This window comes from Delftia sp. PX-1, assembly GCF_055797465.1.
In genome coordinates this window covers 757,109-777,653 of record NZ_CP184763.1, presented here as the reverse complement: position 1 = coordinate 777,653, position 20,545 = coordinate 757,109, and the positions used below count along the sequence as shown (strand labels likewise).

The 20,545-nt window shown below is 68.2% G+C and carries 19 protein-coding genes; 9 read left to right on the top strand and 10 right to left on the bottom strand.

The annotated features are described in order from the left end of the window. The 5 genes from ACN20X_RS03615 (at position 1) to ACN20X_RS03595 (ending at position 6,851) form a co-directional block, all read left to right on the top strand. Complete coding sequence (locus ACN20X_RS03615; RefSeq protein ID WP_017405871.1) at positions 1-1,131, top strand: ABC transporter permease; 1,131 nt, start codon at positions 1-3, stop codon at positions 1,129-1,131. Between the two features lie 53 nt (positions 1,132-1,184). After that, positions 1,185-1,718 carry a hypothetical protein gene (locus ACN20X_RS03610; RefSeq protein ID WP_016453976.1) on the top strand — a complete coding sequence of 178 codons (534 nt, stop codon included), beginning with the start codon at positions 1,185-1,187 and terminating at the stop codon, positions 1,716-1,718. A 116-nt stretch (positions 1,719-1,834) separates the two neighbouring features. Next, positions 1,835-4,144, top strand: a complete 2,310-nt coding sequence (locus ACN20X_RS03605; RefSeq protein WP_047472286.1) for a DUF3141 domain-containing protein — start codon at positions 1,835-1,837, stop codon at positions 4,142-4,144. Next, positions 4,141-5,607, top strand: coding sequence for a bifunctional enoyl-CoA hydratase/phosphate acetyltransferase (locus tag ACN20X_RS03600; RefSeq protein ID WP_126311081.1), 1,467 nt, complete (start codon positions 4,141-4,143; stop codon positions 5,605-5,607). Before ACN20X_RS03605 ends, ACN20X_RS03600 begins: the two co-directional genes overlap by 4 nt. Then, positions 5,604-6,851: an acetate/propionate family kinase gene (locus ACN20X_RS03595; RefSeq protein WP_473210290.1), complete on the top strand. Its 1,248-nt coding sequence runs from the start codon at positions 5,604-5,606 to the stop codon at positions 6,849-6,851. Before ACN20X_RS03600 ends, ACN20X_RS03595 begins: the two co-directional genes overlap by 4 nt. 13 nt (positions 6,852-6,864) lie before the next feature. Here ACN20X_RS03595 and ACN20X_RS03590 read toward each other — a convergent pair whose 3' ends face one another. Further along, positions 6,865-7,215 (bottom strand): chorismate mutase, encoded by a 351-nt coding sequence (locus ACN20X_RS03590; protein WP_016449526.1) that lies wholly within the window; start codon positions 7,213-7,215, stop codon positions 6,865-6,867. Further along, the gene (gene trpE / locus ACN20X_RS03585; RefSeq protein ID WP_473210289.1) at positions 7,212-8,711 is read right to left on the bottom strand and encodes an anthranilate synthase component I; all 1,500 of its coding nucleotides are present in this window, start codon (positions 8,709-8,711) and stop codon (positions 7,212-7,214) included. Before trpE ends, ACN20X_RS03590 begins: the two co-directional genes overlap by 4 nt. A gap of 356 nt (positions 8,712-9,067) precedes the next feature. Between trpE and ACN20X_RS03580 the strand changes: the two genes are divergently transcribed. From ACN20X_RS03580 to ACN20X_RS03570, 3 genes are read left to right on the top strand one after another with little or no spacing between them, the layout of a single operon-like run. Continuing rightward, positions 9,068-9,463 (top strand): hypothetical protein, encoded by a 396-nt coding sequence (locus ACN20X_RS03580; RefSeq protein ID WP_013804688.1) that lies wholly within the window; start codon positions 9,068-9,070, stop codon positions 9,461-9,463. Beyond that, positions 9,460-9,909, top strand: coding sequence for a hypothetical protein (locus tag ACN20X_RS03575; protein WP_016449524.1), 450 nt, complete (start codon positions 9,460-9,462; stop codon positions 9,907-9,909). Before ACN20X_RS03580 ends, ACN20X_RS03575 begins: the two co-directional genes overlap by 4 nt. Beyond that, complete coding sequence (locus ACN20X_RS03570; RefSeq protein WP_154836238.1) at positions 9,909-10,889, top strand: CBASS cGAMP-activated phospholipase; 981 nt, start codon at positions 9,909-9,911, stop codon at positions 10,887-10,889. Before ACN20X_RS03575 ends, ACN20X_RS03570 begins: the two co-directional genes overlap by 1 nt. Positions 10,890-10,937: 48 nt before the next feature. On the opposite strand, the gene ACN20X_RS03565 is transcribed toward ACN20X_RS03570, so the two are convergent. Further along, a complete protein-coding gene (locus ACN20X_RS03565; protein ID WP_099734956.1) occupies positions 10,938-11,252 on the bottom strand; it encodes a hypothetical protein in 315 nt (104 codons plus the stop codon). 982 nt (positions 11,253-12,234) lie between these two features. Between ACN20X_RS03565 and ACN20X_RS03560 the strand changes: the two genes are divergently transcribed. Further along, positions 12,235-12,831 carry a chalcone isomerase family protein gene (locus ACN20X_RS03560; protein WP_012202680.1) on the top strand — a complete coding sequence of 199 codons (597 nt, stop codon included), beginning with the start codon at positions 12,235-12,237 and terminating at the stop codon, positions 12,829-12,831. Here ACN20X_RS03560 and ACN20X_RS03555 read toward each other — a convergent pair. From ACN20X_RS03555 to ACN20X_RS03525, 7 genes are all read right to left on the bottom strand, one after another. After that, a complete protein-coding gene (locus tag ACN20X_RS03555) occupies positions 12,806-14,221 on the bottom strand; it encodes a sensor histidine kinase (RefSeq protein ID WP_016450792.1) in 1,416 nt (471 codons plus the stop codon). The genes ACN20X_RS03560 and ACN20X_RS03555 overlap by 26 nt on opposite strands. Then, a complete protein-coding gene (locus ACN20X_RS03550) occupies positions 14,190-14,876 on the bottom strand; it encodes a response regulator transcription factor (RefSeq protein ID WP_013804692.1) in 687 nt (228 codons plus the stop codon). Before ACN20X_RS03550 ends, ACN20X_RS03555 begins: the two co-directional genes overlap by 32 nt. Next, a complete protein-coding gene (locus ACN20X_RS03545; RefSeq protein WP_016453971.1) occupies positions 14,854-15,354 on the bottom strand; it encodes a hypothetical protein in 501 nt (166 codons plus the stop codon). The genes ACN20X_RS03550 and ACN20X_RS03545 overlap by 23 nt, the downstream gene beginning before the upstream one ends. Before the next feature lie 170 nt (positions 15,355-15,524). Continuing rightward, on the bottom strand, positions 15,525-16,217 hold the full coding sequence (locus ACN20X_RS03540; RefSeq protein WP_016450790.1) for a hypothetical protein: 693 nt from the start codon (positions 16,215-16,217) through the stop codon (positions 15,525-15,527). A gap of 244 nt (positions 16,218-16,461) precedes the next feature. After that, complete coding sequence (gene speE / locus ACN20X_RS03535) at positions 16,462-17,757, bottom strand: polyamine aminopropyltransferase (protein WP_473210288.1); 1,296 nt, start codon at positions 17,755-17,757, stop codon at positions 16,462-16,464. A 146-nt stretch (positions 17,758-17,903) separates the two neighbouring features. Continuing rightward, a complete protein-coding gene (locus tag ACN20X_RS03530) occupies positions 17,904-18,581 on the bottom strand; it encodes a phosphoglycolate phosphatase (RefSeq protein WP_473210287.1) in 678 nt (225 codons plus the stop codon). Between the two features lie 153 nt (positions 18,582-18,734). Then, positions 18,735-20,489, bottom strand: coding sequence for a methyl-accepting chemotaxis protein (locus tag ACN20X_RS03525; RefSeq protein WP_043790791.1), 1,755 nt, complete (start codon positions 20,487-20,489; stop codon positions 18,735-18,737). Positions 20,490-20,545 lie beyond the last annotated feature (56 nt).

Genomic DNA, 20,545 nt, shown 5'->3' with positions numbered 1-20,545 from the left:
ATGCGCACCCGCCTTTTCTCCAACATCTACCGGCTGGGCGTCAAGGAGCTGTGGAGCCTGTGGCGCGACCCCGTGCTGCTGGTGCTCATCGCCTATGTGTTCACGGTCTCCATCTACACGGCGGCCACGGCCATGCCCGAGAGCCTGCACAACGCGCCCATCGCCATCGTGGACGAGGACGGCTCGCCGCTGTCGCAGCGCATCGCGGGCGCCTTCTATCCGCCGCAGTTCGCGCCGCCGGCCATGATCGACCGCACGCAGATGGACCCGGGCATGGACTCGGGCACCTACACCTTCGTGCTCAACATCCCGCCCAACTTCCAGCGCGACGTGCTGGCGGGCCGCGCGCCCGAGCTGCAGCTGAACGTGGACGCCACGCGCATGAGCCAGGCCTTCACGGGCAACAGCTATGTGCAGCAGATCGTCTCGGCCGAGGTCAGCGAGTTCGTGCGGCGCTTTCGGGGCGCCACCGCCCTGCCCGTGGACCTGGTGGTGCGCGCGCGCTTCAATCCCGCGCTGGACAAGGTCTGGTTCGGCGGGCTGATGCAGATCATCAACAACGTGACCATGCTGTCCATCATCCTCACGGGCGCGGCGCTGATCCGCGAGCGCGAGCACGGCACGGTGGAGCACCTGCTGGTCATGCCGGTGACACCGACCGAGATCATGCTGGCCAAGATATGGTCCATGGGACTGGTCGTGCTGGTCACCGCCTTTGCCTCGCTCAACCTCGTGGTGCGCGGCGCCCTGGGCGTTCCCATCGAAGGCTCTCAGCCGCTGTTCCTGGCAGGGGCCGCGCTGTGCCTGTTCGCCACAACGTCGCTGGGGATCTTCCTTGCCACGCTGGCGCGCAACATGCCACAGTTCGGCATGCTGCTGGTGCTCGTGCTGCTGCCGCTGCAGCTGCTGTCGGGCGCCATGACGCCGCGCGAAAGCATGCCGCAGTTGGTGCAGACCATCATGCTGGCCGCGCCGACCACCCACTTTGTCGAGCTGTCGCAGGCCATCCTCTACCGCGGAGCGGGGCTGGACGTGGTCTGGAAGCCCTTTCTCGCACTGGCCGCCATCGGCTCCGTGCTGTTCGCCCTCACGCTCGCCCGCTTTCGCAAGACCATCGGCCAGATGGCCTGAGTTTCGTTCCGCCGCCAAGGCATCTTTCCACGTCAACCAGCAAGGAGTTCCATATGAGCGCACAGACCATTCCCCTCCATCTGCTCAAGGCCCAGCTCGAACTGCAGCTGCACCTGAGCCGGCTGCTGCAGGAAAGCGGCCAGCAATGGCTGGAGCATGCCGCACGCAACGGCCCCGAGCGCATCGCCGAGACCGGCAACGAGATCGAGGGCGTGCAGCAGACCAGCAGCTGGCAGGAGCTGGCCACCCTGCCCGCCCAGGCCTTCTGGCGCCACGCCCACCTGCGCATGGGCCATGCCCAGGCCCTGGCCCAGACGGCCATGGCCAGCCAGATGACCCTGGCCCAGGGCGTGCAGCAGGCCGTGCACGACTGGCAGCAGCAGGTGGCAGCCACGCTGAGCGGCGGCGCCCAGGGCGCGGCCGACACGGCCGTGCCCTGGAGCGACCTGCTGGCGCGCTGGACCTCGGCCGTGCAGTCCATGGCCCAGTCCGTGACCCCATCCGTCACCCCGCCCGACCATGCGGCGCAGCAGCCCATTGCAGCGGCTGCCGCCGAAACGGCCCGGGACGCTGCCGCCCACGGCTGAAGAGCCCAGGGGCTGACACAAGCCGCACGGTCCCGCAGGCGCGGGGCCGTTTGGCGGCCATTCACACGCAATCTGCAAGCAGGGGGCAGGACATGCCCGTTAAAGGAGTGGGCCAGATGAACGAGCACCTCGATAGCCACGGCACCGTGGACGTGGGGGCACTGTGGGGCGATCCGCTGAAGCTGCCCCAGGCAGCTGCACAGTACGCCACCGATGCCTGGCAGCGCACGCTGCTGTATGCCGACATCCGGCGCCAGCGCGGCAACCAGTACCGCGCCCACCTGGCCGAGGAAGTGCCAAATGTGCTGAGCTTCCAGGCCGAGATCGTGATGTCCGGCCTGGAGCTGCCGCGTCCCGTCAACTACGGGCTGGCACGCATCGCGCCCATGGAGGGCACGGTCATCGACCCGGCCAAGCGCCCCTTCATCGTCGTCGATCCGCGCGCGGGCCACGGCCCGGGCATCGGCGGCTTCAAGCCCGACAGCGAGATCGGCGCCGCCCTCAAGGCCGGCCATCCCTGCTACTTCGTGGGCTTCCTGCCCGACCCCGTGCCCGGCCAGACCGTCGAGGACGTGATGCGCGCCGAGGCCGAATTCGTGCGCAAGGTCGCCGAGCTTCACCCCGAGAGCCGGGGCAAGCCCGCCGTCATCGGCAACTGCCAGGCCGGCTGGCAGATCCTCATGACGGCCGCCGTCTGGCCCGAGCTGTTCGGGCCCATCATCGTGGCCGGCGCGCCGCTGTCGTACTGGGCCGGCGACAACCCCATGCGCTACGGCGGCGGCCTCATGGGCGGCAGCTGGGTGACGGCACTGACCAGCGACCTGGGTGCGGGCCGCTTCGACGGCGCCTGGCTGGTGCAGAACTTCGAGAACCTCAACCCCGCCAACACGCTGTGGGAAAAGCAGTACCAGGTCTATGCCGACGTGGACACCGAGGGGCCGCGCTACCTGGGCTTCGAGAAGTACTGGGGCGGCCATGTCTTCCTCGAAGGCCGCGAGATGCAGTACATCGTGGACAACCTGTTCATCGGCAACCGGCTGGCCACGGCCGAGCTGACGACCTCGGACGGCGTGCGCATCGACCTGCGCAACATCCGCTCGCCCATCGTGGTGTTCTGCTCGCATGGCGACAACATCACGCCGCCGGGCCAGGCCCTGGGCTGGATCACCGACCTGTACCGCGACGACGAGGACATCGCCGCCCACGACCAGACCATCGTCTTCGCCACGCACGACAGCATCGGCCACCTGGGCATCTTTGTCTCGGGCGCCGTGGGCCGCAAGGAGCACCGCGAGTTCGCGGCGCACATCGACATCATCGACCTGCTGCCCGCCGGCATCTACCGCGCCGAGATCGCCGACCGCCCGGCCGGCGTGCCGCCGCAGGAGCTGACCGACGCGGCCTACCTGATGAAGATCCGCCGCAGCGACCTGGCCGAGGTGCGCGACATCGTCCGGCCCGACCCCGAAAGCGAGCGCCACTTTGCCGCCGCCGCCCGCGTCTCCGAAATCAACCTCGCCCTGTACCGCAACACCGTGCAGCCCTGGGTGCAGGCCCTGTCCACGCCGTTGTCGGCGCGCTGGCTGCAGGCCATGCATCCGCTGCGCGTGGGCTATGAATACTGGTCGGACTCCCACCCGCTGGCCCCTGCCGTGGCCCAGGCCGCCGAGCAGGCGCGCGAGGACCGCCACCCCGTCGAGCCCGACAACCCCTTCCTGAAGGCGCAGCAGGCCATGTCGCAGGCCGTGGTGCATATGCTGGACACCTACCGCGACCAGCGCGACGCCATGCAGGCGCGGCTGTTCCACGCCATCTATGGCTCGCCTCTGGTGCAGGCCCTGGCCGGCCAAAGCCGCCAGGACGACGGCCCGCCGCGCCCGCACCCGGGCGAATCGCCCGAGCACTGCCAGTACATGTGCCAGGAGCTGGCGCGGCTGCACGAAAGCGTGGCCCAGGGCGGGCTGTACGAGGCCGTCATCCGCGCCCTGTTCCACGTGCTGCGCGCACGCGGCGAGGCCGATGAACGCCACTTCCGCCACGCCTGGCGGCTGCTGCAGGATCACCTGGGCGGCGTGCCGCCCGACATGGCGCAGTTCCGCCGCATCGTGCGCCGCCAGGCCCTGCTGATGCAGCGCGAGCCCGACGCCGCCATGGCCGCCATCACCCAGTTGCTGGCCGCCTCGCCGGCGGCCGACATCCGCTGGGGCATGACCACGGTGGACGAACTGGCCAACCAGGGCGGCAACCTCAGCGATGCCGAGCACCAGCGCCTGCTGCAGGCCATGGCGCATTTCGTGCAGGCGCTGGAGGTGGCGCAGGCCAGGGAGGCCCCCCAGGAAGCGGCCCCACCCGAAGCCCCGGCCGCCAGGCCCACCCCGCGCGCACCGGCCAGCCGCGCGCACACAGGTACCCGAAAGAAGCGATGAACCTCTCCCCTGCCTCCCATGCGGCCCTGCCGCCCGAAGACCTGGCCCTGTTGCGCAACCACAGCTTTGACGAACTGGACGTGGGCGACAGCGCCAGCCTGGAACGCACGCTGAGCACCCAGGACCTGCGCCTGTTCGCCGCCCTGTCGGGCGCGGCCGTGGCCGACGGCGCTGGTGCCGGTGCCGCTGCCGGTGCTGGCACGGTTGCCGGCGCCGACGATGACGACACGGCCCTGATCGCCCATGGCATGTGGGGCGGCATGCTGCTGGCCTCGGTGCTGGGCACGCGCCTGCCCGGCCCCGGCACCACCCTGGTCGGCCAGACGCTGCGCTTTCTGGCGCCGCTGGCCGCAGGCGACCGGTTGACCGTGCGCGTGGAGGTGCTGGCCAAGCAGGCCGAGCAGCGCCAGGTCACGCTGGCCGTGGCCTGCACCAACCAGCATGGTGCCGCCGTGATCGAGGGCCAGGCCACGGTGCATGCGCCTGCGCGCCACATCGAGCGCCAGCGCACAAGTCTGCCCGAGATCCGGCTGGAGGCCGGTGGACGCGACGGCCTGCAGCGCCTGCTGGCCCATGTGGCCGGCCTGCCGCCCATCCGCGTGGCCGTGGTCCATCCCTGCGACGAGACCAGCCTCTCGGCCGCGCTGGACGCGCGCCGCGAAGGCCTGATCGACCCCGTGCTGGTGGCCCCGCGCGCACGGCTGGAGGCCGTGGCGGCCGAGCACGGGCTGGACCTGGGCGGCCTGCGCATCGAGGACGTGCCGCACAGCCACGCCGCCGCCACGCGTGGTGCCGAGCTGGCCGCCTGCGGCGAGGTCGAGGCCATCATGAAAGGCAGTCTGCACACGGACGAACTCATGGCCGAGGTCGTGGCCGCCGCCGCCGGCCTGCGCACCAAGCGCCGCGTCAGCCACTGCTTCGTGCTGCAGACGCCGCACTACCCGCGCCCCTTCATCGTCACCGACGCGGCCATCAACCTCGCACCCGACCTGCAGCAAAAGGCCGACATCGTGCGCAACGCCATCGCCCTGGCCCATGCCATCGGCGTGCCCGAGCCCAAGGTCGCCATCCTGGCCGCCGTGGAGACCGTGAGCCCGCACATGCCGGCCACGCTGGACGCCGCCGCGCTGTGCAAGATGGCCGACCGGGGCCAGATCGCGGGCGGCGTGCTCGACGGGCCGCTGGCCTTCGACAACGCCGTGTCCATGGCCGCCGCGCGCACCAAGGGCATCGATTCGCCCGTGGCGGGCCAGGCCGACATCCTGGTCGTGCCCGACCTGGAAAGCGGCAACATGCTGGCCAAGCAGCTCATGTACATGGGCGAGGCGGCCAGCGCCGGCATCGTCATGGGCGCCAAGGTGCCCGTGATCCTGACCAGCCGCGCCGACAGCCGCGCCTCGCGCATCGCCTCCTGCGCCATCGCCCTGCTGCTGGCCCACCGCTACCGGAACTCGCCGCCATGATCCCTGCCCACACCGCATCCTCCCCCGCCCGCGAACTGGTCGTTGTGCTCAACTGCGGCTCGTCCAGCATCAAGTTCGCCGTCTTCGACGGTGCCCAGCGCCCGCTGCCGCGCAAGCCGCTGTGGAACGGCAAGGTCCAGGGCATAGGCGGGCCCGCGCCCGACTTCGGCGAGAGCGGCGTGCCGCCCTTTGCCATCACCCTGGACACAGCCCACCCCTACCGCGCCGCGCTGCAGCTGATCCGCGAGCGCATCACCGCGCGCCTGGCGCAGCTGGACGGCGCCCGCGTGGCCGCCATCGCCCACCGCGTGGTGCACGGCGGCAGCCGCTACTTCGAGCCCGTGCGCGTCGATGCCGGCGTGCTGGCCGACCTCAAGGCCTTCATCCCGCTGGCGCCGCTGCACCAGCCCTTTGCGCTGGAGGCCATGGACATCCTGCTGCGCGAGCGGCCCGAACTGGTGCAGGTGGCCTGCTTCGACACCGCCTTCCACCACACGCTGCCCAAGGTCGAGCAACTGCTGCCCCTGCCGCATGCGGCCTGGGAACGCGGGCTGCGCCGCTACGGCTTCCACGGCCTGTCCTACGAATACATGGCCACCGCCCTGCCCGAGCGCCATGGCGACCTGGCGCTCGGGCGCACCCTGGTGGCCCACCTGGGCAGCGGCGCCAGCCTGTGCGCCATGCGGGGCCTGCAAAGCGTGGCGACCACCATGGGCTTCTCTGCGCTGGACGGCCTGATGATGGGCACGCGCACCGGCGCGCTGGACCCCGGCGCCGTGATCTACCTGATGGAAATCGAAAAGCTCAGCCTGCAGGAAGTGGGCCGCATCCTGTACCACGAGTCCGGCCTGCTGGGCGTCTCGGGCACCTCGTCCGAGCCGCGCGTGCTGCTGCCGCTGGAATCAGGCGCCGATGCCCGGGCCGAGCGTGCGCGCGATGCGCTGGCCCTGTACGTGCGGCGCGTCGTGCGCGAGATCGGCGCCCTGGTCGCCGTGCTGGGCGGCCTGGACCTGCTGGTGTTCACCGCAGGCGTGGGCGAGCACAGCGCCGAGATACGGCGGCGCGTGTGCGAGGGCCTGGGTTTTCTGGGCCTGCGGCTGGACGCCGAGGCCAATGCGCGCGATGCGGCCGTGATCTCGGCCACCGGCAGCGCCGTCACCGTGGGCGTGGAGCCCACGAACGAGGAATGGGTGGCGGCGCGCCATGCGCTGCGCTGGCTGCCGGGCAACGCGATCCCCGTATGAGTGTGAACAGGCCCTAGGAACGATCGTCCTGCGCACCGCCTTCGCGCAGCCGCGCGAACTCGCGGTGCTCGTAGGCAATGCATTCCTCCATGAGGTGGCGGTACACCGCCTCCATCATGTCGGGCTGGCCGCCCTCGGCGGCCGTGCGCTCGCGCACGCGGCGCACGATGGCCTCGATGCGGCCCTCGTCGCGCACCTGGGCCGCATCGGCCTTGATGCGCGCGGCCTGCTGCATGTAGCCCATGCGCGTGACCAGCAGCGGCACCAGCACATCGTCCAGCGCATCCACATTGCGGCGCACATCCAGCATGTCGGTGCAGTGCTGCACCAGGTCGATGGCCTGCTTGGCGCGGTCCGTGCTCATTCCAGTCCTTCCTCCACCAGCTCGGCCGCGCGCATCAGTGCGCGCGCCTTGTGCTCGGTCTCTTTCCATTCCATCTCGGGCACGGAATCGGCCACCACGCCGGCGGCGGCCTGCACGTAGAGCGTGCCGTCCTTGATCACGCCCGTGCGGATGGCAATGGCCAGGTCCATGTCGCCCGCAAAGCTCAGGTAGCCGCAGGCGCCGCCGTAGATGCCGCGCTTGGTCGGCTCCAGCTGGTCGATGATCTCCATGGCATGCACCTTGGGCGCGCCCGTCAGCGTGCCGGCCGGGAAGGTGGCCTTGAACACATCCATGTTGTCCATGCCGTCGCGCAGAATGCCCTCCACGTTGCTGACGATGTGCATCACGTGGCTGTAGCGCTCCACGGCAAAGGCCTCGGTCACCTTCACGCTGCCCGTCTTGGCGATGCGGCCGATGTCGTTGCGCGCCAGGTCGATCAGCATCACGTGCTCGGCGCGTTCCTTGGGGTCGGCCACCAGTTCCTTTTCGGTGGCCTTGTCGGCCTCGGGCGTGGCGCCGCGCGGGCGCGTGCCGGCCAGCGGGCGGATGGTGACCTTCTGGCCCTCGTCCGTGTTCTCCTGGCGCACCAGGATCTCGGGGCTGGCGCCCACCACATGGAAATCGCCCAGGTGGTAGTAGTACATGTAGGGGCTGGGATTGAGCGAACGCAGCGCGCGGTACAGGCTCAAGGGGCTGGCCGTGAAGCGCTTGTGGATGCGCTGGCCCACCTGCACCTGCATGAAGTCGCCCGCGGCGATCAGCTCCTTGGCCTTCTCCACGGCCGCCAGGTAGTCTTCCTTGGCAAAGCTGCGCTGGGCCGGGTGGCTCTCGCCGGCCTTGATCTGCGGCGCGCTGACCGAGTAGCGCAGCAAATCCTTCAACTGCCGCAGCCGCTTCTTGGCGCGCGTATAGGCCTCGCTCTCGCCGGGGTTGGCATAGACGATCAGGTACAGCTTGCCCGACAGGTTGTCGATCACCGCCACTTCCTCGCACTGCAGCAGCAGGATGTCGGGGCAGTTGAGCGTATCGGGCGGGCAGGAATCTTCCAGCTTCTTCTCGATATAGCGCACGGCGTCGTAGCCGAAGTAGCCGGCCAGCCCGCCGCAAAAACGCGGCAGCCCTGGGCGCAGCGCCACCTTGAAGCGCTTTTGGTAGGCAGCGATGAAGTCCAGCGGATTGCCCTTGGCCGTCTCCACCACCTGGCCATCGGTCACCACCTCGGTGCATGCGACCTCGCCGAAGCCGCTGGCGCGCAGCAGCGTGCGTGCAGGCAGGCCGATGAAGCTGTAGCGCCCGAAGCGCTCGCCGCCCACCACGGACTCCAGCAAAAAGCTGTGCTTGCCGTCACCGCCCGCATGGGCCAGCTTGAGGTAGAGGGACAGGGGGGTTTCGAGGTCCGCAAACGCCTCGACCATCAGAGGGATGCGGTTGTAGCCCTGCGCGGCAAGGCTCTTGAATTCGAGTTCGGTGATCACGGGGAAGGCTCCGGATTGCGTGGCGCTGGCAGACCTGATGTGGGTGCGGGCTGCGCATGGATTGCGCCGATTCATTCGATTGGCCCGTGGGGCCTCGGGTGCACGCCGGGTCGCGCCCCGGGTGCTTCAGCTGTTCAGTTGGACAGGCTTGCGCCAGGGCCAGGCTCCCCGGTCTCCACAACCTGCAATGAACATGCGATGAATGAACATAGCGGGCAAGTGTAGCGCAGACGCGGCTGGGTACAAGTGCGGGCCGGCCCCTTGCGGGGGCGCCGCAGGGGCCTGCCATGGCCACAATTGACACCCTGGTCAGCCTGACCAACAATGGCAGCACAACCTGACCAGAAAGGTCGACCATGCCGTCCCATTTCTCCGCCCGCACCGACGCTGCCTTGCCCGAGGGCGAGCGCGACCCGCTGAACCGCGCCCTGCGGGACCTGAGCCATCAGGTCGGATCGGCCATGCCGCGCAACACCACGCCCATGCCGATCTCGGTCTTCAAGGCGCAGTACGGCGCGGTGCTCAAACAGGCGGATCACGACGGGGTGGCCCTCATCTCCCAGGGCCGCAAGCGCTACGTGATCGTCAGCGAGGAGCACATGGTGGCCCTGTCCGCCAACGAGCGCGCCCCCCGCACGGTGGCCGACATCTGCCGGTCCCTGCCGCTGCCGCGCCAGGCCGTGGATCTGTCCGCTGCGCAGATGTCCGGGGCGCGCGGCGATATCGACGTACCCGCCCGGCGCGCGCCATGAGCCGCTACCTGCTGGGCCCCCGCTGCCTGCTGTGGATGGCGAACCAGGAGCCCGCAACCCTGCAGTGGTTCTCCACCATCCGGCCGCTGGACTGCATCGTCAGCGACCTGTCCATGGCCATCGCCAAGGCGGCCGTGGCCGAGGCATTCCACGACCTGCGTGACCGCAACGAGTGGTTCTCCCTGCTCGATGCGCTGTATGCCAACCTGCGCGCCGAAGGCGCCTCCATGCTGACCAGCGTGGACAACAAGGTGCTGGAGCGCTTCATCGAATGGCGCAACTTCGCGCCGCTGGACAGCCAGGGCCCGCAGGGCACGGCGCCCCTGGCGCAGGACCTGCGGCTGCTCATCGCCACGGCCGACCTGCTCAAGGTCTGCTACACCGAGCCCGCCAACCTCTACCTGACGCAGGCCGCCGCCCGTGGCGTTGCCGTGCACGCGCTGTGATGGACTTCGACGTACCGCCCCTGTCCAGCGCGGTGCGCCAGGGCCTGCGCCGGCGCCGGGTCGTCCTGAGCCTGTCGGGCGGCGGCTATCGCGGCCTCTTCAGCGCCCATGTGCTGGAGCGCATCCACCGCGAATTCGGCAACGGCGACCTGCTGGAGAAAGTGGACCTGTTCGCCGGCACCTCCATCGGCGCCATCATCGCCACCGCCCTGGCCAGCGGCTGCCAGCCCGCGCGCATCAAGCAACTGCTGCTGGACCACGGCCCCGCCATCTTTCCCTCCAAATGGCTGCCCGGCCTGCGCCAGGCCATGGGCAAGGCGCTCTATGACAGCGCCCCGCTGCGCGCAGCGATCAAGGAGGCCATGCCGCAAGCGGAGCAGTCCGCCCTGGGGCAACTGCAGGTGCCGCTGCTGCTGCCCGCCGTGAACTGGAATTCATCGCAGCTGCACCTGTTGGCCAGCGGCGCCCTGCCCGACAGGGACCGGCTGGGCCTGACGCTGATGGACGCCATGCTGGCCTCATCGGCCGCCCCCACCTACTTTCCTGCGCACGCCGCAGCAGGCCATGTCTTCGTGGACGGCGGACTCGCCGCCAACGCGCCCGACCTGCTGGCCCTGCAGGCCGCCCGCCAACTCTGGGGGCCGGCCGCCGACATCGTGATGATCAGCGTAGGCACCGCCAACCCCCAGCAGGGCCAGGACCCCGTGGCCATGCCCCGGCGCGGGCTGACCCTGGTCAAGCCCCTGCTGGACCTGGTCATGGCCGCCCAGGAAGTCCAGGCCGTCAAGGCGGCCCGCCAGGAACTGGGCACCAGCAGCTACCTGCGCCTGAACTTCACGCAGCCCGCAGCCCAGCAAAAGCGCCTGGGCCTGGACATCGCCAATGCCGACAGCACCCGGCTGCTGCAGGCCCTGGGCGACGAATGCATCGCCGCCCTCACGGAGCAGGAAAAGACGCTGCTGAAGAACGTCCTGGGCTGAAACGCCGGGCCAAGCGAAGCGAAGGCCCGACAGGGCTTGCAAAGAGAATCAGCGCTCAAACGCCGCCGAAGCCGCAGCCATCCGCCGCAGATACGCCGGATCCTCCTGCAGGCAATGCACGTAGCTCACCTCGTCCTCAACCAGCTCCTCCATCCGCTGCGCAGCCCCGCAAATGGCCTGCAGCGCATTGGCCACCACCTCCAGATTGCGATGGCCCTCGGGCCGCTCCAGCCAGGCCAGCGCCAGCTGGCCCAGCGAGTACACCTCGCTGCTGCCTTGCAGCGTCAGCCGGCCGATCTCGGTCACGGCATGGCTCAACTGCTGCGGCGTGGGCTGGGTCAGGGTTGTGGAAGAGGTACTCATGGCGCAACCCCTCCCACGGCAGACGCGCCAGCGTGGGGCGCTTGATGGGTGGAGGGGAAGGCAGAAAAAGAAGTGCCGTACATGACGTACATGATTTACTCCTCAGCGAGACGGGAACCACCCGTCTGTGTTCTTACGCACAAACAGGTGGACGGGATGTTAAGAACACGTGCTGAGCCGTGCGGACGCCCTTGCGGGTAGCCCCATCCCGCCCGTAACCGCAGGGACGTGGGCATGCACCCACGATCCGACAATTCAGACGTGACAAGGCCTCCTTAACGGCGAGGCCGCACCGCTCAACAGTCAAGTGTTCTTACGCACCAGCCCCTGAACAGGGGGCCGCCGCAATGATAGAGGCTTTCAAGACGGCAAGCGCCCCGAAGCCCCAGGCCGAGCGCAGCGAAGGCCCGGGCAAACTCCCCGTATGTCAGCGCCTGCGCCGTGGTGGTTGCGGGGTTGCAGTCCTGCCGAAGGACAGGACTGCTTCGTCATCTGACTCGCCGTGATTGTTTGAACGTAGCGCGCAGCGCGAAGTGAGTTTCACGGCGAACCCCGCAACCGCCACGGCGCAGGTTGCCCCGCAGCGAAGCGAAGGGGTCGCGGACATCCGGGCGCTTTTCTTTGCTCACTTTCTTGTAGCGAGACAAGAAAGTGAGTCGGCCGCCGGGCCGAAACCCGGCCTCGAAAAGAAACGCCCCGACAGGGGCTTGCAAACAGAATCAGCGGTGCAACGCACAGACAGGTGGACGGGATGTTAAGAACACGCATTGCGACGTGCGGACGCCCTTGCGGGTAGCCCCATCCCGTCCATAACCGCAGGAACGTGGGCATACACCCACGACAAGAAAGCGGACCGAGCAGGATGATAGCCACCCTCCATCGGCCAGCGAAAACCCTGTTGCCACCCCCACCCGATCCCCACAACATGTCGCCCGGACGTAACAAACCGCAACCGGGCCACAGCCCCCGCGCAGGAGACACCATGACCGCCTTGCCCCGCTGGATGAAGACAGCCGCCCTGGCCATGGCGCTGGCGATGCCGCTGGCCGCCACTGCCCAGGAGCCGCCGCGCACCGTCGCGGGCGTGGCCTATCCCGCCCAGGCGGGGGTGGGCGGCCAGACGCTGCAGCTCAATGGCGCGGGCATTCGCTACAAGGCCATCTTCAAGGTGTACACGGCGGGCCTGTACCTGGAAAAGCCGGCCGCCAGCCTGCAGGAGATCGCGGCCCTGCCCGGCCCCAAGCGCGTGAGCGTGACCATGCTGCGCGAGATCGATTCGGCCGAGTTGGGCAAGCTGTTCGCGCGCGGCATCGAGGACAACATGGAGCGCGCCCGCTTCTCCCGCCTGGTGCCCGGCGTGCTGCGCATGAGCGACATCTTCACGCAACACAAGAAGCTGCTGCCGGGCGAGAACTTCTCGGTGGACTGGGTGCCGGGCCAGGGCGCCCAGGTCTTCGTCAAGGGCCAGGCCCAGGGCGCGCCCTTCCAGGAGCCCGAGTTCTTCCAGGCGCTGCTGGGCATCTGGCTGGGCCCGCACCCGGCCGACGAGCAGCTCAAGAAGGCATTGCTGGGCGGTTGAACGGCTGCGCGGGCTCCTGCACCGGCCCGGCAAAGCGCGCCTGGATCTCCAGCCCCGTGGCACCGGGCAGGGCCGTGAGCGTCCAGCCATGGGCGCGCGCAATCTCCAGGCAGATGGGCAGCCCCAGGCCTGCGCCCAGGTCGCGCCGCTCGCTGCTGCGCCAAAAGCGCTCGAAGATGCGCGGCAGGTCCTCGGGCGGCACGCCACGGCCCTGGTCCAGCACCGAAAAGCCCAGGCCGCAGGCCTTCACGGTGACGGTGGCGCCCTGCGGGCTGTGCTGCACGGCGTTCTCGATCAGGTTCTTGAGCAGCACGAACAGCGCGCCCCGGTCGGCACGCCAGGCAGGCGAGCCGTCCTTGACCTCGCAGTGGATGTGCACGCCGCATTTTTCGGAGGCGCGTGCCATGAAGTCGCAGACCTCGCCAATGATGTCGGCCGGCGCAATGTCTTCCATGCGGTAGCGCTGGTGCTCGCAGACCTCGGCCAGGTGCAGCAGCTGCTGGACCTGGCGCGCCATGTGGTCCACGTCCTTGAGCAGCTCGGGGCTGCGCCGGTCCTCGGGCTCCAGCTCGATCTGCACGCGCATCAGGGCCAGCGGCGTCTTGAGCTCATGCGCGGCCATGGACAGGAATTCCTGCTGGTTCCTGAAGCCGGCCTGCAGCCGGTCCAGCACGTGGTTGAAGGCCTCGACCAGGGGCGCGAACTCGCGCGGCAGGTCCTTGGGCTGCAGGCGCGTGCCCAGCGTCTGCGGGGTGATGCGCTGGGCATCCTGCGCGGCCACGCCCAGCGGCCTGAGCATGCGCTGCAGCGTGCGGTGCGTGGAGAACAGGAACACGACCAGGAAGACCACGCCGATGGCCACCATGCCGCGCCACAGCGCGGGCAGGCCCACCGATTCGCGCAGCCAGTCCACCATGCGGTCGCTGACGGCTATCTGCACGTGCCACGTCGTGCCGTCGTGGACCAGCGTGGCCGTGCCCGCGCGCATGACCACGCCGCCGCGCTCGTAGGCAAAGGCCTTGAGCTCGGGGTCGAAGCCCCGGCCGGTCTGCGTCAGCGGCTGCATTTCGCCGTTGGGGGCGAAGACCACGCGGCCGCGGGCGTCGGTGATGCGCAGCTGCATTTCCTCGCCCAGGCTGGTCAGCATCCAGGCCTTGAGTTCACGCTCGCTGAACCCCTGGGGCACGCCCTTGGCATCGAAGCTCACCCACTCGGCCAGCTTCTCGGCCGCATGCCCCATGCCGCGCTGCAGCGCATAGCTGTCGAAGGGCTTGGCGACGAGGATCACCAGCGCGCCCACCAGCAGCGCGCTGAACACCATGCTCAACCCATAGACGGCCAGCAGCCGCGAGCGCAGGCTACCGGGCCAGCAAAGGTTCGCGAAGCGCATAGCCCTGACCCCGGATGTTGACGATTTCCATGCACGAGCCGGCCGCGGCCAGCTTGCGGCGCAGCCGGTGCAGGGCCACATCGAGGGCGTTGGGCGTGACCACGCTGCTCATGCCCCAGGCCGCCGCCTCCAGCGTGGAGCGGCGCACCGTGGCGCCGGCCTTGCGCACCAGGCTGAGCATGATCTGCAGCTCCGCCGGCGGCAGCGCGATGGCAGAGCCCGCGCAGTGCATGCAGGCCTGCTGCGGGCTGATGCTGATGTCGCCCAGTTGCGGCGCCAGCTCCTGCACCAGGGCCGGGCGGCGCAGCAGGGCGCGCACGCGGGCAATCAGCTCTTCCATGGGAAAGGGCTTGGTCAGGTAGTCGTCGGCACCGGCTTCCAGGCCGCCCACGCGGTCGCTGAGCGCGTCACGGGCCGTGAGCATCAGGCAGGGCGTGGAGCGGCCTGCGGCGCGCAGGCGCTGCACCAGTTGCAGGCCGTCGCCATCGGGCAGGCCGCGGTCGATGACGATGACGCCGTAGTCGATGTCCTGCAGGGCCAGCCAGGCCGTGGAGATCTGGTGGAAGACATCGGTCTCTATGCCGGAGTTGGCCAGCGAGCGGCTGACCAGCGTGGCCAGCCTGGCATGGTCCTCAATTAATGCGATGCGATTCATGGTTTCCGTCGTTGCCGCACAGGGACAGCAAATGCTCCCTGATCCCGGTGATGCGCTGGGGCGCCATGGGCTCGACCAGCACATGGATGACCCACAGGTCCTCGACCATGGCGCGGCATTGCAGGGCAATGTCCTCGGGCACCAGATCGTCGGCGCAGGCCGCATCCACGAAATCAAACCATATGTTCTGGAATCTTGCGCGGGTCAGCAACTGTGCGGCCGTCTTCTGGCCGCGCTGGCGGGACAGGGCATGGTCGCAGACGCAGCGGATATAGGCGCGCAGGTGGCGTGCGGGGCCTGGAGGCTCCTCGGCCAGCGCCTGCAGCAGGTCCTCGCGGAACTTGAGGATAAGCAACTCGAAGATCGTCTCCAGCCGCACGGCACGGTGCTGGCTGCATTCTTGGAAGCGCGAACCCAGGGAATACGCCTGGCCCGCCGCCTGGATACCTATCACGTCCTGGTAGATGGAGGCTTGCATTGCGATGGCACGTTCTGTCGTTTCAGGCTCCGTCGGTCCGCCGCGAGAGCGGCAAACCTGCGGGGAAAACGGCCATGCTCCCCGATTGCGTCTTACTGGCGACTTACCGGCCCCTGAATCTGCCCCATTACACCGGGAATATGCAGGCGGCCGGCTTGATCAATATTGGCTCAAATATCTTCCTGCCAGCCAGCAACATACCTGACCAGCGCCCACTGTGCCAGCCACAGTGCCATATATCCAAATGTCTCCACCAGCTCCTCCAGCACGATCACCTGATAATCAAACCATTGCTGCAGGACAATGAAGCCATGACCTTCCGCATTGGTGGATATCACCATGGCCGCGACAAATGTCGCCAGGCTGAATATCGGCAGCGCCTTCTCGCGCACCAGGCGCTTGATGACCTTGTTCCAGACACCGTGGCGCACAAACCAATAGCAGCACAGCAGCAGCATGGCGCCCACCACCCATTTGACGGCGGGCCGGTACCACAGCACCTGGGAGCTGATCACCGGCCCCCACTTGCCAGCCTCCAGGCTGGGCAGGAAAGCTGCGCCCCAGGCCAGTTCACGCCCCAGAAAAGCCAGCCAGAACAGGGAGGCGATCCACCACAGTGGCGCTGCAAAGGAGCCTTTTTGCCGCCGCGCCGCAACCAAGGCCGCCACCATGCCCAGCAGCAGGGTCACGGCCTGGATATTCTCCAGGAATCCATTTTCCCAGCTCAGGCTTTGCGGCAATACAAAGCTCAGGGGAAAGCTCAATACCAGCCCTGCCAACAAAGCCCAATTCCAAAGCCGCAGCAAGGAATCATCATGGTATTTGGACGCGGATATTCTTGTTTTTGAAAGGGAAGCAGTCATTTTGATACAGGGCGTCTGGCGCTTTATCTGTTGATATGGTTTTTGCAAGCACGCAATATCCCGGAAATACTTACCAGGAAGCCGGAAAAATGGCGGGCGCACGGGCCTTCCCGCCGTTTTTCATTACAGCAGACTTGCCACCAGATTGCAGCACTGTGTCAAATTTGCCCTGCCGGGCGCGCAGTTGCCACCGCAGCCCGGCCAGGGCGGGCCGGGCTCGGCCCGTTGCCAGAACGGGCCGAGCTCAGGCGACGCGGACCGCGCGCGGGGGCAGCGCCGCCAGGGGCGCGGGCTGCACCAGGTCGCGGTAATAGTTGGGCAGCGCGAACAGTGCGGGGTGCACTTCGGCGTTGTAGTAGCGCAGGTCGGGCAGGCGGCGCTCGGCCAGGCGCTGGCGCAGCTGGGCGGGGGGCAGCGCCGCCGCGTCCAGCGTGTCGGAGGCCACGGCCAGGCCCCAGTAGGCGCCGTACAGGGGGATGTACAGGCCGTAGCAGCGCACGATGGCAAAGCGCTCGCGCAGGCTGGCCACCAGCCGCACCACCTGCTCGCCATGGAAGACGGGGCTGCCCAGGTGCAGCACCAGGGCGCCGCCCGGCGCCAGCACGCGCTTCATGCGCGCCAGGGCCTGGTCGGAGTACAGCGCGCTGGCAGGCGTGTCGGGGTCGGTGAGGTCCATCAGGGCGAGGTCGAAGCGTTCTTCGGTGCGCTCCACCATGGCCATGCCGTCGCCTATGCGCAGCTGCAGGCGCGGGTCATCGAACACGCCCCGATGCACCTGCTGCAGGTGCGTGCGCGCGGCCTGGACCACGGCCTCGTCCAGCTCGGCCACCACCACCTGCTCCATGGACGGGTGCTTGAGCAGTTCCTCGGCTGCGCCGCCATCGCCGCCGCCCAGGATCAGCGCCTTGCGCGGCGCCGGGTGGGCCAGGGCAGCGGGGTGGACCAGGGCCTCGTGGTAGAAGAATTCCTCGCCTTCGGAGGTCATGAAGCGGCCATCCAGTCGCAGCACCTTGCCGAACTGCGGCGTGTGCAGCAGCTCCAGCTCCTGATGGGGCGTCTGCACGGTTTCGCGCCGCGTGGCGCGCCAGCCAAAGCGCGCATGGGGCGTGAGCGCCTCCAGCGCCCAATCGCCCTCATCGGCCGCCGCCGTGGCCTGGGCGCCGGGACCGATTTCGCCGCGCATCAGATGCTGGCGCACCACGCGGCCCGGCGCGTAGGCGGCGATCACGCCCTCCATCAGCGCGCGGGCCTTGCCCGAGTTGTCGGCGGAGAAGTTGCAGACGTAGACATCGACGGTGACGCAGCCGGTCTCGGGCCAGGTGTGTATGGCCAGGTGCGATTCGGCCAGCAGCACGGTGCCGGTGACGCCGCCGGGCTGCCCCTGGTAGTCAGGGAACTTGACCCAGCGGTCCTCCACCAGGGTCAGGCCGGCCTGCGCGGTCTGTGCGCGGCACAGGGCGGCGATGGCATCGGCGTCGAGCATATGGCGCTCGTCGCCCTGGCATTGGTAGAGATCGGCGGTCAGGTGCAGTCCGTGCATGTCGCGTGCTTCCTCCTTGTCTGTGGCCGGATCGCGGCCAGGGTGGCAAAGCAGACGACTCTAGCAAAAACATAAATCGCACCGTCAAAGTGCGTTAACCATCACCAAATCCCATTCTTTTTCCAAAAAACCTGGAACTGTGCGAATCAGGCCAGTTCGGTCAGCGCATCGACGAAGCCATCGGCATCGACCTGGCGCACGGGCTGGCCGTGGTTGTAGCCGTAGCTCACCAGCACCACGGGGCAGCCCGCGGCGCGCGCGGCCTGGGCGTCGTTGCTGGAGTCGCCCAGCATCAGTGTGCGTGCCGGGGAGGTGCCCAGGGCCTCGCAGGTCTTGAGCAGGGGCAGGGGGTCGGGCTTCTTGCGCTCGAAGGAATCGCCGCCGAAGACCTGTTCGAACAGCGGTGCCAGGCCTTTTTGCTCCAGCAGCGGCCGGGCGAAGGACAGCGGCTTGTTGGTCAGGCAGGCCAGCCGCAGGCCGCGTGCGCGCAATGCCTGCAGGCCTTCGAGCACGCCCGGGTAGACATCGGCGAACTGGCCGTTGAGCTGCAGGTAATGGTGTTCGTAGCGTGTCCAGGCCTGGTCATAGGCGGCGTCCACGTCGGCCGCGCCCACATGGTCCAGCACCGATCGGATCAGGTGCTCCGAGCCCTTGCCCACCATGTTCTCTATGGCCTGCGGGGCGATGGCCGGCAGTTGCAGGTCCGCCAGCATGCGGTTGAGGGCTTCGGCGAAGTCGCCCAGGGTGTTGACCATGGTGCCGTCGAGATCGACGATGGCGGCATCCAGGTGCGTGGGGTTCAACGGAATAAGGTTTGCAATCATGGCCATGGAGTATCGATAACCGGGGGCTGCCTGCGCAGGAACAGCGCTGAAAATATCAGAACTTGCACGGGCCCTGGACTTGGGCCCTGCGGCTCCTGGCAGACCCGGCATGGCGGCGGCCGCGCCCCCCGGCGGCACGCAAGGGGCCGTTGATCAGAACGACACCCAGTCGTCCTGCTCCTGCGCTTGCGCCTGCTTGTGCGCAGGGCTCACCGGGCTCACGGGGCGCAGCACGGGCCGGGCAGCCTGGCGGGCGGGGAGCGCCGCTTTCGCGGGTGCCGGATTGCGCGCCTGCACCGTCGGCTGCGACAGCGGCGGTGTCGAGGCAGGCTGTGCCGCCTGGCCGCCCAGCTGGAAGATCGACACGGCCTGAACCAGCTGCTGTGCCTGCGTTCTGAGGCTGGCCGCCGCTGCCGCGCTTTCCTCCACCAGCGCCGCATTCTGCTGCGTGACCTGGTCCATCTGGCTGACGGCCTTGCCGACCTGCGCCACCCCCGCGCTTTGCTCATCGCTGGCACTGCTGATCTCCCCCATGAGGTCGGTCACGCGCTGGATGGACTGCAGCACCTGCGCCATGGTGGCGCCAGCCTGGTCGGCCAGCTCGGTGCCCTGCTTGACCCGTGTGGTGCTGGTGGCGATGAGCTGCTTGATTTCCCGGGCGGCCTGCGCGCTGCGCTGCGCCAGGTTGCGCACCTCACCGGCCACCACGGCAAAGCCTTTGCCCTGCTCGCCTGCGCGCGCAGCCTCGACTGCGGCATTGAGCGCCAGGATGTTGGTCTGGAACGCGATGCCGTCGATCACGCCCACGATTTCGCCGATCTGGCGCGAGCTTTCGCTGATGTCCTGCATCGCATTGACGACCTCCTGCACCGAGCCGCCGCCCTTGGTGGCCACCTGGCTTGCGCCCAGGGCGAGTTGATTGACCTGCCTGGCGTTGTCCGCGTTTTGCTTGACGGTGGTCGACAGCTGCTCCATCGACGCTGCAGTCTCCTGCAATGCGCTGGCCTGCTGTTCGGTGCGCTGGCTCAAGTCGGCATTGCCGTTGGCGATCTCCGTGCTGCCGCCCGCCACCCCGTCGGCATTGCTGCGCACGTCCTGCACGACCGAGGCCAGGCTCTGGAGCATGGCATTGAGCGATGCCTGGACGCTGCCTTCAGGGGCCTGGTGGCGCAGCAGTTCAGGGCTGAGATTGCCTTGGGCGATCTGCCGGGCGACATCGCCCAGTTGCGCCGGCTCTGCGCCCAGGGAGCGCGTCAGGCCGCGTGCTATCAGCTGCCCCATCAGCACGGCCAGGACAAAGGCCGTGACGCTGGCGGCGATCAGCATGTTTCTGCGGTGCGCGTAGGCCTGCGCGGCCTCTTCGATCATCTGCTGTGAACGGATGCGGGTCAGTTCACTGTACTGGCGGGTGGCCTCGATCAGCTGCGCCAGCAAGGGCCGGCACTCTTCGTTCATCTTGCGGATCGCTGCCTCCTTCTGGTTTTGCAGAGCCAGGGCCACGATATCGGTCGCAACCGGTCCATAGCGCTGCTCCACGCCCACAATCTTGGCAACCAGATCGCGTGCATCGGCCGCAACATCCTTCAAAGCCATCTTGGCCTGGAGTTCGGCCAGCGAGGTGTTGACGTCGGTGTGCGCGGAGGTCACGGCATCCTTCTCCGCCGCCAGATCTGCAGGCGAGGTCACCAGCACCAGGTTGCGCGCCGCGATCGCCCTGCGGTCCACGGCTGTGCGAACCCTCTCTGCCAGGTGTGCACGGGCGTTGATGCCTTCGACGAAGTGCACGAGATTCAGGTTCGCCTCGCGCAGCGCCTGCAATGCCAGCAGGGACACCACTACGGTGAGAAGTGCCAGGCAGGTGAAAGCCACGGAAAGTTTGGTCTTGACCGTCCAGAAGCGGGGATTCATGGCGCGTCTCCAGTTGGGTTGGCAAATTGCGGTGTAGAGGCGGAGAAAGAGGTGTG

Bases quoted from the DNA above. Each gene is read 5' to 3' on its own strand.
- ACN20X_RS03595 (WP_473210290.1), top strand. From the start codon at position 5,604: ATGATCCCTGCCCACACCGCATCCTCCCCCGCCCGCGAACTGGTCGTT.
- ACN20X_RS03555 (WP_016450792.1), bottom strand. From the start codon at position 14,221: ATGCGCTTCGCGAACCTTTGCTGGCCCGGTAGCCTGCGCTCGCGGCTG.
- ACN20X_RS03600 (WP_126311081.1), top strand. From the start codon at position 4,141: ATGAACCTCTCCCCTGCCTCCCATGCGGCCCTGCCGCCCGAAGACCTG.
- ACN20X_RS03530 (WP_473210287.1), bottom strand. From the start codon at position 18,581: ATGATTGCAAACCTTATTCCGTTGAACCCCACGCACCTGGATGCCGCC.
- ACN20X_RS03570 (WP_154836238.1), top strand. From the start codon at position 9,909: ATGGACTTCGACGTACCGCCCCTGTCCAGCGCGGTGCGCCAGGGCCTG.
- ACN20X_RS03610 (WP_016453976.1), top strand. From the start codon at position 1,185: ATGAGCGCACAGACCATTCCCCTCCATCTGCTCAAGGCCCAGCTCGAA.
- ACN20X_RS03550 (WP_013804692.1), bottom strand. From the start codon at position 14,876: ATGAATCGCATCGCATTAATTGAGGACCATGCCAGGCTGGCCACGCTG.
- ACN20X_RS03560 (WP_012202680.1), top strand. From the start codon at position 12,235: ATGACCGCCTTGCCCCGCTGGATGAAGACAGCCGCCCTGGCCATGGCG.
- ACN20X_RS03565 (WP_099734956.1), bottom strand. From the start codon at position 11,252: ATGAGTACCTCTTCCACAACCCTGACCCAGCCCACGCCGCAGCAGTTG.
- ACN20X_RS03540 (WP_016450790.1), bottom strand. From the start codon at position 16,217: ATGACTGCTTCCCTTTCAAAAACAAGAATATCCGCGTCCAAATACCAT.
- ACN20X_RS03545 (WP_016453971.1), bottom strand. From the start codon at position 15,354: ATGCAAGCCTCCATCTACCAGGACGTGATAGGTATCCAGGCGGCGGGC.
- ACN20X_RS03525 (WP_043790791.1), bottom strand. From the start codon at position 20,489: ATGAATCCCCGCTTCTGGACGGTCAAGACCAAACTTTCCGTGGCTTTC.
- speE (WP_473210288.1), bottom strand. From the start codon at position 17,757: ATGCACGGACTGCACCTGACCGCCGATCTCTACCAATGCCAGGGCGAC.
- ACN20X_RS03575 (WP_016449524.1), top strand. From the start codon at position 9,460: ATGAGCCGCTACCTGCTGGGCCCCCGCTGCCTGCTGTGGATGGCGAAC.
- ACN20X_RS03590 (WP_016449526.1), bottom strand. From the start codon at position 7,215: ATGAGCACGGACCGCGCCAAGCAGGCCATCGACCTGGTGCAGCACTGC.
- ACN20X_RS03580 (WP_013804688.1), top strand. From the start codon at position 9,068: ATGCCGTCCCATTTCTCCGCCCGCACCGACGCTGCCTTGCCCGAGGGC.
- ACN20X_RS03605 (WP_047472286.1), top strand. From the start codon at position 1,835: ATGAACGAGCACCTCGATAGCCACGGCACCGTGGACGTGGGGGCACTG.
- ACN20X_RS03615 (WP_017405871.1), top strand. From the start codon at position 1: ATGCGCACCCGCCTTTTCTCCAACATCTACCGGCTGGGCGTCAAGGAG.